Origin of the sequence: Aeromonas sp. 600479, assembly GCF_049175515.1 — a bacterium.
GTDB classification, from domain to species: domain Bacteria; phylum Pseudomonadota; class Gammaproteobacteria; order Enterobacterales; family Aeromonadaceae; genus Aeromonas; species Aeromonas veronii_A.
The window spans coordinates 26,078-43,375 of sequence record NZ_JAAKVF010000019.1 but is presented as its reverse complement, the minus strand read 5'-3'; the positions used below and the strand labels follow the sequence as shown (position 1 = coordinate 43,375).

Annotated in this window: 15 protein-coding genes; 5 read left to right on the top strand and 10 right to left on the bottom strand. The window is 60.9% G+C overall.

Annotated features, from left to right (window positions below):
• The first annotated feature begins 20 nt into the window (after positions 1–20).
• On the top strand, positions 21–1,448 hold the full coding sequence (locus tag G5149_RS17555; RefSeq protein ID WP_421213164.1) for a PTS transporter subunit EIIC: 1,428 nt from the start codon (positions 21–23) through the stop codon (positions 1,446–1,448).
• 1 nt (position 1,449) lies between these two features.
• On the opposite strand, the gene G5149_RS17550 is transcribed toward G5149_RS17555, so the two are convergent.
• On the bottom strand, positions 1,450–2,322 hold the full coding sequence (locus G5149_RS17550; RefSeq protein WP_224968626.1) for a LysR family transcriptional regulator: 873 nt from the start codon (positions 2,320–2,322) through the stop codon (positions 1,450–1,452).
• Between the two features lie 100 nt (positions 2,323–2,422).
• On the opposite strand from G5149_RS17550, the gene G5149_RS17545 reads away from it, so the two are divergent.
• The 3 genes from G5149_RS17545 (at position 2,423) to G5149_RS17535 (ending at position 5,572) form a co-directional block, all read left to right on the top strand.
• Positions 2,423–3,439 carry a zinc-binding alcohol dehydrogenase family protein gene (locus tag G5149_RS17545; protein ID WP_421213163.1) on the top strand — a complete coding sequence of 339 codons (1,017 nt, stop codon included), beginning with the start codon at positions 2,423–2,425 and terminating at the stop codon, positions 3,437–3,439.
• 537 nt (positions 3,440–3,976) lie between these two features.
• On the top strand, positions 3,977–4,855 hold the full coding sequence (prmA, locus tag G5149_RS17540) for a 50S ribosomal protein L11 methyltransferase (RefSeq protein WP_421213161.1): 879 nt from the start codon (positions 3,977–3,979) through the stop codon (positions 4,853–4,855).
• A 162-nt stretch (positions 4,856–5,017) separates the two neighbouring features.
• Positions 5,018–5,572 (top strand): sugar O-acetyltransferase, encoded by a 555-nt coding sequence (locus G5149_RS17535; RefSeq protein WP_421213159.1) that lies wholly within the window; start codon positions 5,018–5,020, stop codon positions 5,570–5,572.
• Positions 5,573–5,952: 380 nt separating this feature from the next.
• Here G5149_RS17535 and G5149_RS17530 read toward each other — a convergent pair whose 3' ends face one another.
• Positions 5,953–6,501 carry an NAD(P)H nitroreductase gene (locus tag G5149_RS17530; RefSeq protein WP_236284857.1) on the bottom strand — a complete coding sequence of 183 codons (549 nt, stop codon included), beginning with the start codon at positions 6,499–6,501 and terminating at the stop codon, positions 5,953–5,955.
• A 115-nt stretch (positions 6,502–6,616) separates the two neighbouring features.
• Positions 6,617–8,644: an FAD-dependent oxidoreductase gene (locus G5149_RS17525; RefSeq protein ID WP_421213157.1), complete on the bottom strand. Its 2,028-nt coding sequence runs from the start codon at positions 8,642–8,644 to the stop codon at positions 6,617–6,619.
• 208 nt (positions 8,645–8,852) lie between these two features.
• Here G5149_RS17525 and sppA point away from each other — a divergent pair, with 208 nt between their 5' ends.
• Positions 8,853–10,697, top strand: a complete 1,845-nt coding sequence (gene sppA / locus G5149_RS17520) for a signal peptide peptidase SppA (RefSeq protein ID WP_069526535.1) — start codon at positions 8,853–8,855, stop codon at positions 10,695–10,697.
• 92 nt (positions 10,698–10,789) lie between these two features.
• Here the strand turns inward: sppA and G5149_RS17515 are convergent, their stop codons facing one another.
• From G5149_RS17515 to G5149_RS17485, 7 genes are all read right to left on the bottom strand, one after another.
• Positions 10,790–11,710, bottom strand: a complete 921-nt coding sequence (locus G5149_RS17515; protein WP_421213155.1) for a L,D-transpeptidase family protein — start codon at positions 11,708–11,710, stop codon at positions 10,790–10,792.
• Positions 11,711–12,222: 512 nt separating this feature from the next.
• Positions 12,223–13,464: a tetratricopeptide repeat protein gene (locus G5149_RS17510; protein ID WP_257696658.1), complete on the bottom strand. Its 1,242-nt coding sequence runs from the start codon at positions 13,462–13,464 to the stop codon at positions 12,223–12,225.
• An 11-nt stretch (positions 13,465–13,475) separates the two neighbouring features.
• Positions 13,476–14,111 carry an energy transducer TonB gene (locus tag G5149_RS17505; RefSeq protein WP_005343441.1) on the bottom strand — a complete coding sequence of 212 codons (636 nt, stop codon included), beginning with the start codon at positions 14,109–14,111 and terminating at the stop codon, positions 13,476–13,478.
• Between the two features lie 16 nt (positions 14,112–14,127).
• Entirely contained in the window at positions 14,128–14,535 is a 408-nt protein-coding gene (locus G5149_RS17500; protein ID WP_005338933.1) for an ExbD/TolR family protein, read from the bottom strand.
• Between the two features lie 67 nt (positions 14,536–14,602).
• Positions 14,603–15,130 carry a MotA/TolQ/ExbB proton channel family protein gene (locus G5149_RS17495; protein ID WP_005338936.1) on the bottom strand — a complete coding sequence of 176 codons (528 nt, stop codon included), beginning with the start codon at positions 15,128–15,130 and terminating at the stop codon, positions 14,603–14,605.
• 10 nt (positions 15,131–15,140) lie between these two features.
• Positions 15,141–16,514 (bottom strand): MotA/TolQ/ExbB proton channel family protein, encoded by a 1,374-nt coding sequence (locus G5149_RS17490; protein ID WP_216979404.1) that lies wholly within the window; start codon positions 16,512–16,514, stop codon positions 15,141–15,143.
• A complete protein-coding gene (locus G5149_RS17485) occupies positions 16,511–17,275 on the bottom strand; it encodes a DUF3450 domain-containing protein (protein ID WP_100654455.1) in 765 nt (254 codons plus the stop codon). The genes G5149_RS17490 and G5149_RS17485 overlap by 4 nt, the downstream gene beginning before the upstream one ends.
• Positions 17,276–17,298 lie beyond the last annotated feature (23 nt).

Here is a 17,298-nt window from a genome sequence, read left to right as displayed (position 1 = left end):
TCACAGAACGTAGCCGCTGTATGCCCATTAAAGCCACTCGACAAGTCGTTACTCAAGCCCTGCAGCGGCTCGGTTATGCCCTGCTGCTGCCCGTCTCCATCCTGCCGATGGCGGCGCTGATCTACCGGCTTGGGCAACCCGACGTGCTCGATTTGGCGGTGCTCTCCCTCACCGGTCAGGCGATCTTCAGCCAGATGCCGCTCATCTATGCGGTGGCGATCGCCTTTGGCCTGAGTCGGCAGGAGCTGGGCGGACAGACGCTGGCGGGTGCGGTCAACTTCCTGCTGCTCAGCACAGCTTTCAATACGCTGGCCCCCAACCTGCACGCCGACATGATCTGCGGCCTGCTGGCGGGACTCACCACCGCCATTATCTATCCCTGGGTTCACCAGCAAACGCTACCCCGCTGGCTGCAGATCGCCAGGGGGGAGTTTCCCAGCCTGCTGGTGTCGGCCTTGGCCTGCCTGATGATCGCCATCCCCCTCTCGCTGCTGTGGCCGCCACTGGAGCGCGGGCTGACCCTGCTCACCTCCGAGCTGCTTACCACGCCGTTTGGCGCCTTCTGCTACGGCACCCTCAACCGCTTGCTGATCCCGCTCGGGCTCCATCAGGTATTGGGCAGCGTCATCGGCCTTGGCGAGAGCAACCTGCAGGCGCTAGCCACCGCCCAACCCCTTCATGAAGGGTATGTGGCCGGTCTCTACCCCATCATCATGTTCGGCCTGCCGGGCGCCTGTTTTGCCATCTGGCTGCACCGCCAACGGATGCAGCGGCTGCCACAGGGCGGGCTGCTGCTCACCCTGGCGCTCACCTCGGCACTGGTGGGTATCACAGAGCCTATCGAATTTTTGTTCGCCTTTACAGCCCCCTGGCTGTTTCTCGCCCACGCCCTGCTGACCGGGCTATCGCTCGCTGTCTGTAGCGGGCTGGGGATCAAGGTGGGCAGTTACTTCTCCGCCGGTCTGCTGGATCTGGTGCTGAGCTATCAGGCAGGGGAGCACAGCTTCTGGCTCATTCCGGTCGGTATCCTGTTCTTCGTCGCCTACACCCTGCTGTTCTATCAGCTGCTGGAGCGTGCCCCCCTCAGCATGCCGAGCAAGCCCATCGCGGTGGAGCATCCGCGCCTTGCCAGCGTTGCCCCCTCAGACCCGCAGATGCTGGCGATCCAGTACCTCAAGGTGCTGGGCGGGATGGACAATCTGATGGCGATGAGTGTCTGTATCACCCGCCTCAGCCTGCGGGTGCGCGATATTTCACTGGTGGATGAATCTCGCCTGCTGGGCTTGGGCTGCCTCTCCTGGATCCAGCTCAACGACCACCAGCTGGTGCTGGTGCTGGGCCCCAGCGCCAGCCTGATTGAAGGGCAGATCCGCATGCTGGCGGAGCGCCAGTCGGTCCCGCTCGGCCTCAAACCCAATCAGGGGTCGGCCAGCCAGAGCAGCTGGTAACTCAGGCAAACGGCAACCGCTCGGCCACGAAATCCATCAGGGTGCGCAGAGCGGGGGCCAGATACTCCCGACTCGGATAGATTAGGTAGAACGGGTTGGCCGGAATGGGCTGATCCGGCAACACCTTCTGCAATCGCCCCGCCGCCAAATCCCCTTCGCAGACATGGTGTGGCAACAGGGCAATCCCCCCGTCATGGAGCGCCATCTCCCGCAGCGCCAGCAAGCTGTTGCTGACACAGGCCCCCTGCGGCCGCCAGCCTCCCTCTTGCAATGGCCACACCGGCATGGCCGAGTGCACCAGACAGGCATAGCGGCCCAGCTCGCTCAGCTGTTGCGGCATGCCGTGGGCCGCCAGATAGGCGGGCGCTGCCACCAGATGACGCGCCACCTGACCGATGCGCCGACAGATGAGGCTGGAGTCTTTCAGCGGCGCCGCCCGCAGCGCCAAATCATAACCTTCCCCCACCAGATCGAGCTGTTCGTCACTCAGGGTCAGTTCCAGCACCACTTCGGGATAGAGGGCACGAAACTCGGCGAGGATCCGGCCAAGCAATAGAGTACCGGTCGCCTCGGGGGCAGTGATCCGCACCCGCCCCGCCGGGGCCGAGCGCAGCCGTGCCATCGCCAGATTGGCACTGCGGGCCAGTGCCAGCAGCCCCTGACAATGCTCCACATAGAGCTCCCCCTGCGGCGTCAGGCTCAACCTGCGGGTGGTGCGCTGCAACAGCCGCACCCCAAGCTGGGATTCGAGCCGCGAGATCTTCTGGCTCACCGACGACTTGGGCATACCGAGCAGCTCGGCGGCCCGGGTAAAGCTCCCCTGCTCCACCACGGTGGCAAACAGCCCCATCAACTCCAGATCGACATTGTTCATATATTCAAACAGTCTTTACTGATTACCCATCTTAATCTTGATAATCAACCAGACTAGAGTGAGTGGCAATCCCGAACACAGCGATTTGAAAGGAAAAACCATGAAAGCCATTGCCCTGACTCACTATCTGCCAAGCGACCGCCCCGACTGCTTCATCGCCGCCAACCTGCCCGATCCGGTTCCGGGCCCGCGGGATCTGCTGGTGCGGGTCACCGCCACCTCCGTCAATCCGGTAGATACCAAGGTGCGCTCCCCCAAGGCCAAAATTGAAAGCTCGCCTAGGGTACTGGGCTGGGATGCGGTGGGGGAAGTGATCGCCACCGGCAGCGAAGTGACCCTGTTCAAGGCGGGCGAGCGGGTCTGGTATGCCGGCGACATCAGCCGTCCGGGCAGCAACAGCGCCCTGCAACTGGTGGATGAGCGCATCGCCGCCATCGCCCCCACCAGCTTGAGCGATGTGGAGGCCGCCGCCCTGCCGCTGACCGCCATCACCGCCTGGGAGACCCTGTTCGAGCGCTTCGCTCTTACCCGCGAAAGCCGTGGCAAACTGCTGATCATCGGCGGTGCCGGCGGCGTGGGCTCCATCGCCATCCAGCTGGCCCGCCAGCTCACCGACATGGAGGTGATTGCTACCGCCTCCCGCCCCGAGAGCCGCGAGTGGTGCCTCGAGATGGGCGCCCATCAGGTCGTAAACCACCACAAGTTGCAGGAGGAGCTGACCGCCCTTGGCATCACTCAGGTCGATGCCATCTTCTGCACCAACGCCACCGCCGAGCACTGGGCCACCATGGCAGGGCTGATCCGCCCGTTTGGCCATATCTGCACCATCGCCGAATCGAGCGAGCCGTGGGATCTCTCCCTGCTCAAGAGCAAGAGCGTCACCTTCAGCCAGGAGTTCATGTTCACCCGCTCCCTGTTCCAGACGCCGGACATGATCGAGCAGCACCGCCTGCTCGGCCGGGTGGCGGCACTGGTCGATGAAGGGGTATTGCAGACCACCCTGACCAGAACCATCCCGTCACTGACCCCGGTCACGCTGGCTCAGGTCCATGCCGAGGTGGAGGCGGGCCGCATGGTAGGCAAGCTGGTGATCGACATGAGCGGCTTTGCCAACTAAGCCCTCCAACGCACCATGATGGGATAAGTTCACCAAGGAGATGCCCCAAACGGGCACAATCTGCGGCACTCATGACAGCCTGTGGCAGGCCAACGTCCGACAATTAGCCAAAAAAGAGGCCATTTCGCGAGAAATGGCCTGAATACCTGAACATTGGGGTAACAATCACACACATATCCTTATGCAGGACATATTAGTCTTTGCATCTGGCGTGCCAACAGCAGCATGAATGCGCCAAAACGGCGTCAGTACATCCTTGAGCAAGGTGCCGACCTTGCTCTTTTTTTGTCTGGCAGACTGTTTACCAGGCAAAGGAGTGCAGATAAAAAAATGCCACCCGAGGGTGGCAGTGAAAGATGACGGAACTTGAGCAAAGCGTTCAGCGAAAACCGGTCGTCTTCGCCTGCATAGAGCAATACAGGAACCGTGCCAATCCGGCAAAAGCCCCCGTATCCCTCCACGTCATGGGCAAACCACGACAGCACTGCCCCATGATGGTAGAATCTCGCGGTTTCACATTTATGAAGAGTCGACGCCATGCCCTGGATACAAATTCGAATCAACGCCACTGCCAAGACCGCAGACAAGGTGAGCAACATGCTGCTGGGGCGTGGTGCCCAGGCGGTGACCTTTATGGATGCCAAGGATGTGCCCGTCTATGAACCCATGCCGGGCGAAACCCCGCTGTGGGGCGAGACCGAAGTGATGGGGCTGTTTGACGCCGAAACCGATCCGGCCCCCACCATCGCCTTCTTCCAGCAGATCTTCGGTGAAGACGTGGGCTACAAGGTGGAGCAGCTGGAGGACAAGGACTGGGTGCGCGAGTGGATGGATCACTTCCACCCCATGCAGTTCGGCGAGCGGCTCTGGATCTGCCCGAGCTGGCGCGACGTGCCAAACCCCGATGCGGTCAACGTCATGCTGGACCCAGGTCTGGCATTCGGTACCGGTACCCACCCCACCACAGCACTCTGCTTGCAGTGGCTGGACGGGCTGGATCTGGCCGGTAAAACCGTGGTCGACTTTGGCTGTGGCTCCGGCATCCTCGGCATCGCCGCCCTGAAACTGGGAGCCGCCCGCGTCATCGGCATCGACATCGACCCGCAGGCGATTCAGGCCAGCCGCGACAACGCCACGCGCAACGGCGTCGCCGACCAGATTGAGCTCTATCTGCCGGCCGACCAGCCACAAGACGTCGAAGCGGACGTGGTGGTCGCCAACATTCTGGCCGGCCCGCTGCGCGAACTGGCACCGCTTATCGCCGGCCACGGCAAGCCGGGCAGCCTGATGGCCCTCTCCGGCGTGCTGGAGAGCCAGGCCCCGGAGCTGGAAACCATCTACGGCCAGTGGTTCGATATGGACCCGACCGCCGTCAAAGAGGAGTGGTGCCGCCTCTCCGGCCGCAAACACGGCTAAACATAGCTCCCGCTCTCAAGGCGGCAAGTCAGCACCTTTATTAAACAAGAGCACCCGCGGGTGCTCTTGTTGTTTCTCCCTTTTCTCACTCTGGGGGAAGGTTCACGCTTCTCTGGCCAATGAGGGATTAACATCGTTCCTCCACATCATTGAGGCCCTGCCATGACCGAATACCAGAAGATGATTAGCAGCCAACCGTACAACTGCATGGCACCCGAGCTGGCCCAGTTGCGCCGGGAGGCGGCACGGCGCTATCGCCGTTTCAATCAGACGGAAGATGAGGCTGAGCAGCGGGCACTACTGGCGGAGCTGATTGGCGAACTGGCAGAGAACGCCTTTATCTGCCCGCCCCTCTACTGTACCTATGGCCGCCACATCCACCTGGGCAAGGACTCCTACATCAATATGGGGGCTACCCTGCTGGACAATGCCCCCATCCGCATCGGCGCCCATGTGATGATTGGGCCAAATGTGCAGATCTATACCGCAGCCCATGCGCTGGAGGCAGATGAACGGATTCAGGGGACAGAGACGGCGCTGCCGGTCACCATTGAAGACAAGGTCTGGATTGGGGGCGGCGCCATCTTGCTGCCCGGCGTCACCATAGGGCGGGAGGCGATCGTCGGCGCAGGTGCCGTAGTCACCAAAGATGTACCGGCCGGAGCTCGGGTAGTCGGCAACCCAGCCCGGATCCTGCCAGCCAAAAACAGGGCATAAGGCTGCCAACCGGGCTGCATCTTGATGCCGCCATCAGCTCACAGCAACCCCTACACCCCATAAAAATAAAGCCCAATGTCACGAAGACGTTGGGCTGTTAAAAGGTGCTACGGAATTGCGACTCTCATCGCAGAAAAATTAGAAGGAGTGCCCTTCTAAACTGGCAGGGAGATATTAGCGAATGCGCAAACGTTTTACATAGTGAAATACAACAGGATTGCGAGGTACATCGCACTATTTAAATAATTACCTGCTATGGCGCGCGAAGCCTCTTTGAGCCATTTATTTTCCCCAATTTCTCTGGTTACTATTCACGGTTAAACAGAAAAGCCCCGATTTCTCGAGGCTTTGCTTCTCTCAACCGCAACGTGGCCGAAGAGTCAGAAACGGCGGACAAACTCATCGAGCGGCAGTTCGCGCAGTTTGCGTGCTTCCAGCATGGGGGTACCGAGATAGAGGAAACCCACCAGCTGATCCTCTGCCGCCAGTCCCAATCCCTTGTTGATCTGCTCATCGAAGATAAACCAGCCGGAGCGCCAGATACCGTTGAAGCCCTGTGCCTGCGCCGCCATCTGCATCGCCATCAGGGCACAACCGGCAGAGAGCTCCTGCTCCAGTTTCGGCACCTTGGGGTGATCCTGATAACGGGTTGCCACGGCGACGACCAAGGGTGCCCGCAGCGGCGCTTCGTTGCACTTCTTGATGCTCTCTTCATCTTCGCCACGGGCACGGGCGGCGTCCGCCAACAGCTTGCCCAGCCGCTCGCGCCCCTCTCCTTCAAACAGAATGAACTGCCAAGGGGTCAGGGTGCCATGATCCGGCGCGCGCAAGCCCGCCTTGAGGATATTGTCGAGTACCTCACCGCTCGGGGCGGGATCGGCGAGACGGCCACAGGAGTGGCGATTGAGCAACAGGGTGAGGGCATCCATGGGCAATTCCTTCTCTGGGGCAATGATGGCGCTACCTTAGCACAGCACCGAATGAAGAAAACCCCTGAGGCTCAGGGGTTTATCGCACTATAAAGGGGCAAAAAGGCGCCGCTGGTTAGATGACGGCTGCCAGCTCGGCCCCTTGCCGGATGGCGCGCTTGGCGTCCAGCTCGGCAGCCACGTCAGCTCCGCCGATGATATGCACCGGCTTGCCTGCTGCCTGCAAACCCGCCTGAAGCTCCTTGAGGGGCTCCTGCCCGGCGCAGACGATCACCTGATCCACCGGCAGACACTGCTTGGTCTCGCCCACCTGAATGTGCAAGCCCTCGTCATCGATCCCCAGATATTGCACCCCGGAGAGCATCTGCACCTTGCGGTTCTTAAGTACGGTACGGTGGATCCAGCCGGTGGTCTTGCCAAGTCCGTCACCCACCTTGCTCTCCTTGCGCTGCAGCAGCCAAATCTGGCGCTCGGGGGCGTCGATTTCAGGAACCGTAAGGCCACCGCGCTCGCCAAGCTGTTTGTCGATGCCCCACTCCTTGAGCCAGTGATCACGGTGCCCATCGGCATCCATCTCCACCTTCTTCTCGACCAGATACTCAGCCACATCGAATCCGATGCCGCCGGCACCGATCACCGCCACCTTCTGGCCGACCGGTTTGTGATCCCGCAATACATCAAGATAACTCATCACCTTGGGATGTTCGATGCCCGGAATATTGGGGGTGCGCGGACGAATACCGGTAGCGAGGATCACCTCGTCAAAACCGCCGCCGAGCAGGCTCTCGGCACTCTGGCGCTGGCCGAGATAGAGCTCGACGCCGCACTTCTCCAGCCGTTTGGCGAAATAGCGCAGGGTTTCGTGAAACTCCTCCTTGCCCGGGATCTGCTTGGCGAAGTTGAACTGGCCGCCGATTTCGCTGGCCTGATCGAACAGGCTCACCTGATGACCGCGCTCGGCAGCGTAGCAGGCAAATGCCAGCCCGGCCGGGCCCGCCCCCACGACCGCCAGTTTTTTGGGCTGGGGCACGCGGCCAAAGGTCAGCTCGGTCTCGAAACAGGCGCGAGGATTGACCAGACAGGAGGCGCGCTTCTGCTTGAACACATGGTCGAGGCAGGCTTGATTGCAGGCGATGCAGGTGTTGATCTCGTCCGCCCTATTTTCGGCCGCCTTGATGACAAATTCGGGATCCGCCAGGAAGGGGCGCGCCATGGAGACCATGTCCGCCTCGCCCCCCGCCAGAATCCGCTCGGCCACCTCGGGAGTGTTGATCCGGTTGGTGGTGATAAGCGGCACCTTGAGGTGCTTTTTCAGCTCGGCGGTCACCCAGCTGAAAGCGCCGCGCGGCACGCTGGTGGCGATGGTGGGAATACGCGCTTCGTGCCAACCGATGCCGGTGTTGATGAGGGTCACCCCCACCGCTTCCAGCGCTTTGCCAAGGGCGATCACCTCTTCCAGGGTCGAGCCCTGCTCCACCAGATCCAGCATGGAGAGGCGGAAGATAATGATGAAGTCGGTGCCGACCCGCTCGCGGATGGCGCGAACAATCTCCACCGGGAAGCGCATCCGGTTTTCGCTGCTGCCGCCCCAGCCATCGGTGCGCTTGTTGGTGCGCTCGCAGATGAACTGGTTGATGAGATAGCCTTCCGAGCCCATCACCTCGACGCCGTCATAACCAGCCGCCTTGGCCAGCGCGGCTGTAGCCGCGAAGTCGCGGATGGTGCCGCGGATCTGCCGCTCGCTCATGGCGCGCGGTTTGAATGGGGAGATGGGGGCCTTGAGGGCGCTCGGGGCCAGACTGAAGGGATGGTAGGCGTAACGACCGGCATGGAGGATCTGCAGCGCAATCTTGCCCCCCTCCTGATGCACGGCGCTGGTCACCTTCTTGTGCTTGCTCACCTGCCAGGGAAAGCTCAGCTGAGAGCCGTGAGGCACCAGCCGACCGCGCAGGTTGGGGGCGATACCGCCGGTGACGATAAGGCCAACGCCACCACGGGCTCGCTCGGCATAAAAGGCGGCCAGCTTGTCAAAACCGCCCTTCTCCTCTTCGAGGCCGGTATGCATGGAGCCCATCAAGACGCGGTTGCGCAGCTGGGTAAAACCAAGGTCTAGCGGGGTCAGCAGGGTCGGATAGCGGCTCACGATGCCTCCAGTTAATTTTTTGTTATCAAACTGAGGCTAGAGTAAAGAATCGAAAATTCTTTTTCAAACAAATGTTTGGACAATTTTTCAGCGAACAGCCGTGCCCTGAACGAAGATAGGCGGGATCCGCCAGTCGGAAATGGCAATTTCGCCCGCAACTGGTTAATAATGGCTCTTCTCTACCCATTAACAGGGCGATAACGCGACTATGTCTATTTTCAAAGGTCTGGGTTGGTTGTTCCGCAGCCTGTGGCGCCTGCTCAATTTCACCCGGCTGATGCTGGTCAATCTGCTGTTTCTCATCGTAGTGCTGGTCATCGTCTTCAGCGTCAGCCAGAAAGAGGCCCCCAAGGCGCCCATCGAAGGGGCGCTGACCCTCAATCTCAACGGCGTGCTGGTGGAGCAACGCTCCCAGACAGATCCCACCGTACAACTGCTGCGCCAGATGGACAGCAGCGACGAGCAGCCAAGCGAGATCGTCCTCTCCGACCTGCTGTGGGCCATCAAGAGTGCCAAGGATGACGAGCGCATCAAGGCGCTGGTGATCAAGCCGCAAGGGCTGCAGGGAGCCAACTTCACCAAACTGCAGGAGGTGGCGAGCGCCATCGACTCCTTCCGGGAGAGCGGCAAACCGGTGATCGCCATGGCCGACTTCTACACTCAGGGGCAATACCTGCTGGCGGCCCACGCCGATCATGTGCTGCTCAACCAGAGCGGCGCAGTGGTGATCGAGGGGCTTGGTGTCTACCAGACCTACTTCAAGTCGGCGCTGGAGAAGCTCAACATCACCCCGCATGTATTCAAGGTCGGCACCTACAAATCCTTCGTCGAGCCCTATACCCGCGACGAGATGTCCCCCGAGAGCAAAGAAGCGAACCAACGCTGGCTGGATCAGCTGTGGCAATCCTATGTGGCCGATGTCGCCGAGCAGCGGGAGATCGAACCCGATGCAGTCGCGCCGGGCAAGGATCGCTTCCTCGAGCTGCTGCGCAAGGCCGGTGGCAATGCCGCCAACTACGCCCTCGATAACGGGCTGGTGGATCAGCTGGCGACACGCGACGAGATGACCCAGGCGGTCATTAAAGAGGTGGGTGAAGCGGACGACCACGGCTGGAAAGGGGTCGGCCTGAAAGAGTATCTGGCTGCCATTCCGGAACAATATCCCCAGAGCGGCAAGGATGAGGTGGGTCTGGTGGTCGCCAGCGGCGCCATCATGGATGGCGTGCAGCCTGCCGGCACCATCGGCGGCGACAGCCTCTCCGACCTGCTGGCCGATGCCCGCCGCGATGACAAGGTCAAAGCCGTGGTCCTGCGGGTCGACAGCCCGGGCGGCAGCGCCTTCGCCGCCGAGCAGATCCGCGCCGAGCTGCTGGCCCTGAAACAGGCAGGCAAACCGGTAGTGGTCTCCATGGGCAGCTATGCCGCATCCGGTGGCTACTGGATCTCCGCCGATGCGGACAAGATCTTCGCCTCCCCCACCACCCTCACCGGCTCCATCGGGGTATTCGGCATGTTCGCCACCATCGACAAGGCGTTGGCCCAGTTCGGTGTCCATACCGATGGGGTCGGCACCACAGATTACGTCGGCGTAGGCCCGACCCGCGCCCTGCCGGATCACGTCGGTCAGGCTATCCAGCTGAGCGTGGAAGATACCTACCAGCGCTTCATCGGTCTGGTCAGCAAGGGTCGTGGTCTGAGCCCGGAAGAGGCCGAGAAAGCGGCCGAAGGTCGTGTCTGGACTGGTGAGGATGCCAAGGCCCTGGGTCTGGTGGACGAGTTCGGCAATCTGGATGACGCCATCAAGGCCGCCGCCGAACTGGCCAACCTCAAGGAGTGGCAGGTGACCCCCATCGAGCAGGAGGAGTCCACCAAGGACAAGTTCCTGCGCCAGCTGTTTGACAGCAGTGCCCAAGTGCTGGCCCCCCAGTTGCAAAGCTGGCTGCCGGCTGGATTTGGCAAAGCATTGGTGGAAGTGAACCGCAGTCTCGACCCGCTCACCCGCTTCAACGATCCGCAAGGCACCTACGCCTTCTGCCCGGTCTGCGTGCAGTAAGCAAGCGGTGACTCCCCCATAAAAAAACGGCGACCATCTGGTCGCCGTTTTCTTTATTCAGCCAGTGCGCGCGGCACTGCCAATTTGCCCAATCAGGGATTGAGGCGGGTTGGCATACCGGTACGCTGTTCCAGCACCTGCTTGACCACGTAGGAGTCAGACTCGGCGTGAGCAATGAAGCGGGTGATGGCCGGTGTCATCGGGAGCGGCACGGAGGCGGTGGAGTTGAACTCCTCCTCGGTGCGTGACAGCGGCTCGTGCACTTCCATGTAGCGACCACCATCCGGCTCGACTGTCGTCTTGACCGGCTGGTTGACGAACTGGACGCGGGTACCGACCGGCACGTTGTCGAACAGATACTTGATGTCGTCGGCACGCAGACGTACGCAGCCGCTGCTCACCCGCAGACCAATGCCAAAGGTGGCGTTGGTGCCGTGGATGGCATAGAGGTTGCCGATGTATAGAGCGTGCAGACCCATGGGGTTGTCCGGACCCGCAGGCCATACTGCCGGCAGGGTCTTGCCCTGGGCGGCATAGCGGCGACGGATGTTCTCGGTCGGGGTCCAGGTCGGGTTGGCGCGCTTGCGCTCTACCTTGGTGATCCAGTTCTCCGGGGTGTTTACCCCCAGCTGACCGATGCCGATGGGCAGTACTTCCACCACGTTCTTCCCTTTCGGGTAGTAGTAGAGGCGCATCTCGGCAACGTTGATGACGATCCCTTCGCGGGGCGCGTTGGGCAGGATCAGCTGGTGGGGGATGATCAGGGTGCTACCCGCCTTCGGCAGATAGGGATCAACGCCCGGGTTGGCTTCCATGATATTGGTCAAACCCAACTGAAACTCGGAGGCAATCTGCTCCAGCGGACGATTGTCCGCAGGCACCACATATTCCAGATTCTCACCGATCAGACGGCTGTTGGCCGCAGGCAGACGGTACTCGAGGGCGGCAGCCTGCTGACTGATCAGCGCAAGTGTGCATAAAAGGGCCGAAGCGGCAGTGCGAAGGGGGTTCATAAAATTCCTGTGTGGTTTCCTGTACCAAATGGGCCGGAGGCCATCTTATCTTCGGTCTGCCGGTGGCGGGTCAACCTGCACCACGGCGCCAAATAACCGAGCGCGCATTCTTTCCCGAGTCGGCCAAAATTTCAACTTCCATATGTTGCTTTTCTTGTTAAAAGTAGCCGTTTTCGATGTGACGCTTATCAACAGGGCAAAAGCCACACTGGCAAGTCGCAGCTGAGTGAAAGATGAATGGCACGGCCCGCCGGGCAGCGAGCCACTCCAGCCCCAGTCAACCACAGCGCAGCGCCACCTTGCTTCACGGTTGCAGCAGTGGTTAAAACGTTTGTCGCATCCGGGGAGATAGACCAATGTCGACGGAGGCTCTTTATTGGGATGAAGAGGGATAAAACCGTGCGTCGGCCACCCGCCGGTGCTGGCTGCCACCATAAAAAAACCGCTCCGAAGAGCGGTTAATGGAGCCACCAGGCAACCATAAAAGGGACTACAGGTAGTTGTCATTGGAATTACTGGACGGCTGCCTCTCCGGTGCCACTCTGCTCTTTGAGGAAGCTGATCCACGGAGATGCCCGACCGCTGACGTTGCCATTCTGAGCCGCCTGGGTGAAGGCGTTGAGGGCCTCCTTCGGCTTTTGTTGCTCAAAATAGGCGACACCGGTCAGGAACTTGAGATCCGCCCGCTGTTCACCATTGGCATTGGCTGCCGGTTTGGCGGCCAGCGCCACCAGATCCTGATAGCGTTTGCTCTGGATCATCATGCGCGCCATTTTCAGCTGCAATTCGGCGCTCGGGGCCAGCTGGTAGGACTTGGCCAGGGTGTCGATGGCCGGATCCAGCTCCTTGGCCTGATGCCAGTAGTTGGCCAGGGTCTTGTAGTTGCTGGCGCTCTGCTCAATCACCCCGTCCTTCATCCCCTTCTCCATCACCCGGGCGGCGCGATGGGGAATACCGGTGAAGGCGAGGTAGTTGGCGAGGCGCTGCAGCTCGGCGGCCTCGGTCAACATGCCGAGGTTATAGGCAGACTCCAGCGCAGCCAGCGCCTTGGTATCGTTGCCTGCCTGCATATGCATGGCCGACAGCTGGGTCCAGTACTTCTTCTTCTCCGGGAACATATTGACCAGAGAGGTCAGGACCTCGGTCGCCGGTTTGTACTGTTTCAGCTCGTAGTGAGCGCCCATCTTCAGCAGATACCAGGACTCCGGCGCTTTACCTGCCGACAGCTTGATCGCCTGATCCACCGCCGGGATCGCGTCACGGTACTGCTTGAGCTGCACGTGGGCGTTGGCCAGCGTGATATAGGCATGGGAGTTGGGCTTGTCATCCTTGCCCTGGTTGGCAAACCACTCCTTCATGGTCTTGATCGACCCCTGATAATTGCCCTCCGCCATATAGAGCTGGGCCAGGTTGTAGCGCACCTGCTGGGCCACCGGTGGCGGCAGGCCGCCTGTCGCGATGGCATCGGCAAAGTACTTGGTTGCCTGACCGTATTTCTCCTGCTGAGCGGCTACGAAACCGAGAGTCTGCAATATGACCCCCTTGTCGTAGACCCGCTCGCCCGCGCCGGAGAGCGCGTCTTGCAGCTTGGCATTGGCCTCGCCGTATTTCTTCTCGGTGATCAGCTCCTGCGCCTTGTTGACCGCCCGATAGGCCCGATCCGACAGGGCCGGCTGCTCGGCGGCCCAACTGGCGGTGCTGAGCAGCACCGCCATGGCGACCGGGGCGAGGATCATCTTGTGTAACTTGTTCATCGCCACCTTCCTTAGTTGACCGCAAACTCGATCTCTTGCTGCATACGGCTCGCCTGCGGCTTGCCATCCACCATGGCCGGTTTGAACGTCCACTTGGCGATGGTTTTGCGCGCCTCTTTGCCGAGGTCATAACTGCGCGGCTCTTCCTTGACGATCCGCACGTTGCTGACGGTGCCGCGCTCGGTGACGGTGAACTCCACCAGCACCTTGCCGGAGGCCAGCCCCGCCAGTGCCGCCTTGCGGGGCATCATGGGCTCGAAGGTTGCCAGCGGAATGGCGCCGTTGTTGCCACCGACTCCGCCACCACCACCGCCGGTACTGTAGGCACCCAGCGCGTTGCCACCACCGATGTTGACCGGGATGTCGAGCTTGGGCATGTCCATCGGCGCGCTCTCCATCTTCGGCCGATCCGTGCTGGCCACTTCCATCTCGGGAGGCGGTGGCGGACGCTTGGGCGGCGGCGGTTTGGGCAGCTCCCGCTGTTTCTCTTGCAGGGTCTCCTGGGGCTTGAGGCGGATGAAATCGGTCATGGTGACGTCATCCTTCTCCACCAGCTCCCGGTGATCCGGTGTGATCAGCTTGTTCATTCCCAGAAACAGAAAGAACACCACCACACAGGAGACCGCCAACGATATCAGGTATCTCATAGGTCTCTCTCCGGCATCAGCTGCTCTTGTCTGCCGCGATGGAGATGTTCTGGACACCGGCCATGCGGATCTGATCCATGACCTGCACCACCAGACCGGAACGGGATTCGTTATCGGCCTGGATCACCACGGCACTCTCCGGGTTCTCGGCCCGCAGCCGCTCGATGTTGGCGCGCACCGCACCGACCTCGACCACCCGCTTGTCGACCCAGACCTGACCGTTTTCGCGTACCGCGACCATGATATTGCCCTTCTTCACCGTCTCGGCCGTGCTGGCACTGGGACGGTTGATCTCGACACCGGACTCCTTGACGAAGGAGGTGGTGACGATGAAGAAGATCAGCATGATGAACACTATGTCCAGCATGGGGGTCAAATCGATAGCCGCCTCGTCAGCACCGCTGTCGCTGTAACGTTTTCTCATAGCAGAAACTCCTTGCTTGTTCTGTGCCCCCGGCAGGCCATGCCTCGCCGGGGGTATGCATCCTGCATCAACCGTGTTTCAGGTTGTCTTCCAGCTTTTGCACCGCCAGTTTGGCCTTGTGATCGAGCTGGTTGACAAAAAACAGGCCGGAAAGGGCGGCGATCATGCCCGCCATGGTCGGTACCGTTGCCTTGGAGATCCCTGATGCCATCGCCCGCGGCGAACCGGTGCCGGTGATGGCCAGGGTGTCAAACACCTGCACCATCCCCACCACGGTCCCGAGCAGCCCCATCAACGGGCAGAGAGCGATCAACACCTTGATGACCGGCATCCCCTTGTCCACCGCCATAGCGACCCGTGAGACCAGCTCGCGCCGGATCTGCTTGGCAGACCAGGAGAGGTGATCGGTACGGGCCAGCCAGGTAGCCTTGGTCTGCTTCACCTGCTTGGGGTAGACCGCCATGAAGTAGAACCAGCGCTCCAGCAACAGGGCCCACATCATCAGGGTCAGGAAGAACAGGGCGACCAGTACATCGCCCCCCAATCCCAAAAACCGGCGGACCGACTCGACTTCTTCAATCAACCAGAACCACATGGGTGACTCCTTACGCTGCGGCTTTGGAGGCGTGCAGACGTTCCTGATAACGGGCGACGAAACCGGCGCTCTGCTCTTCCAGCACCTGGATCAGACGACGGCTCTGGGTCTGCACTATGGTGTAGAGGAACAGCATGGGCACCGCGACGACCAGCCCCTGCATGGTGGTCACCAGCGCCTCGGAGATACCGCCCGCCATCAGCTTGGGATCGCCGGTACCGAACAATGTGATGGCCTGGAAGGTGGCAATCATCCCCACCACGGTACCGAGCAGGCCCAGCAGCGGCGCGACGGAGGCGATCAGCTTGATGAGGCTGATGCCCTTCTCGAACTTGGGCACGTTGCGCAGGATGATCTCGTCGAGCTTGGACTCCAGATCCTCGATGTTGTCACCGCGATGGTTCTGGTAGGCCCCCAGCATGTCACCAATGGGGTTGCCCTTGATGATCTGATCGGATTTCAGCTGCTTGCGCATGGACGAGCCGATCAGCGACAGGCGGATACCGCAGAAGATGGCCAGCAGGGTACCGATGACCCCCAATGCCAGGATCACATAACCCACGGAACCACCCTGATCGATACGCTCCTTGAGGGTCGGTGACTGCACCAGCAGGGAGAGGATCACGCCGCGAGACGGGTCGATAAAGATGGGCTTGACCCCGCCACCGCCCTGTTCAAACTCGGCGATGGGAGCGAGCACACTCTTCTCCGGTTGCCGGGAGAGCTGCTCGAACTTGCCGGTCTCCGGCACGAAGGTGAGGTACTTGCCTTCGGAGACGGTATTGAACTCGCCGATCTGGGTGACGGTCTTCTCGGCCTGGTTGCCTTCGCCATAGACCACGGTCGCCGGGATCTGGCTCACCTTGCCACCGTCCACCATGCGGCTGAGGGTGGTGGTCCAGAACGCTTCCAGATCATCGCTGGAGGGGAGCTCTTTACTCTCGGCCAGACGGGTTAGCAGGGCGGATTGCTCCGGATGCTCGACCCGACGAGCGGAGGCGTTGAAGATCCCCTTGAACTCCCCGGCAAACTGACGCAGCACACCAAACATCTCGCCCATGTTGCCGGAACGCTGGCGCAGGGTTTCGGTCAGTTCGGTCAGCTGCTTGTCGTTGGCATCAAAGGTCGCCTTGAGCTGCTCGCCCTTGGCTGTTTCGGCAGCCAGCTCGGCCTTGGCCTTGGCCAGCAGCGCCCCCTGCTCGTTCTTGTCAGCCAGGAAGCGGGCTTCCCGCTCCTTGTTGAGTTGGGATTCGCTCAGGCTGGAGGCCTTGACCTGGTTCAGCAGCGCATTGAGATCCACCGGTTTTTCGGCGGCGGTCACCGGCAGGGTGACCAGGGTTGCTCCCGCAATCAGGGAGGCAATAGCAAGTTTGATTCCTTTCATGATGCTTTCTCCGCAGTTTGAACCGGCAGCTTGATCAGCGCGGGAGGCGCCTGCTTCTTGGCGATGCGAAGGCCCTGTTCAACCGCACTGCGATACTCCTGGGGCAACTCTTCCCACTGGCGAGTCTTCTTGTTCCACATCCCGGTTTCATTGCCATCCGGGGATTGATAAAGCAGCGCGATGCGGCCAACGCGCAGGAACTCGTAGGTCTTCTCGCTGCCATCCTTGTCCAGGCTCGCCTTGTAGGCCTCAATGGTGCGGCTGAAGCCCTCCTCGATCTGGTAGGCCTCCAGGATCTTGCGGTATTTCTCGGAGATGGTGACATCGGCCCGGTTCATCAGGTCGGTCAGAGCCGCCACGCGGTCCTCGCGCTCGACCTTCTGGAACGGCAGATCCAGTGACACAAACTGCTCAAGGGAGTCGATCATCTTGAGCATCAAGGGCACCACTTCGGTGCTGGTCTGATCAATCTGGGCGATCTGCTTTTGCATCGACGCCAGCTCGGCGCTCTGGGACTCGACCATCTTGCTCACCTGCTCGTTGTAGGTGCGCAGACTGTCGACCTGACGCAGGGCAGCCTTGTACTGGGCCAGTGCGGATTCGGCAGATTCGGCATAGCTGTCGATCTTCTGCTGGGAAACTTTGGATGCGTTGTCGGTGGCGGCTTGAGCGTCCACGGCCTGACCGGCAGTGGCGGCACTCAGATTGAAGCTGGTCAACAAGGCGGCCGAAACCAGGCTGCCAAGGAGCGCTTTCTTCATTGTAATGGTCCTTGTCTTCATAG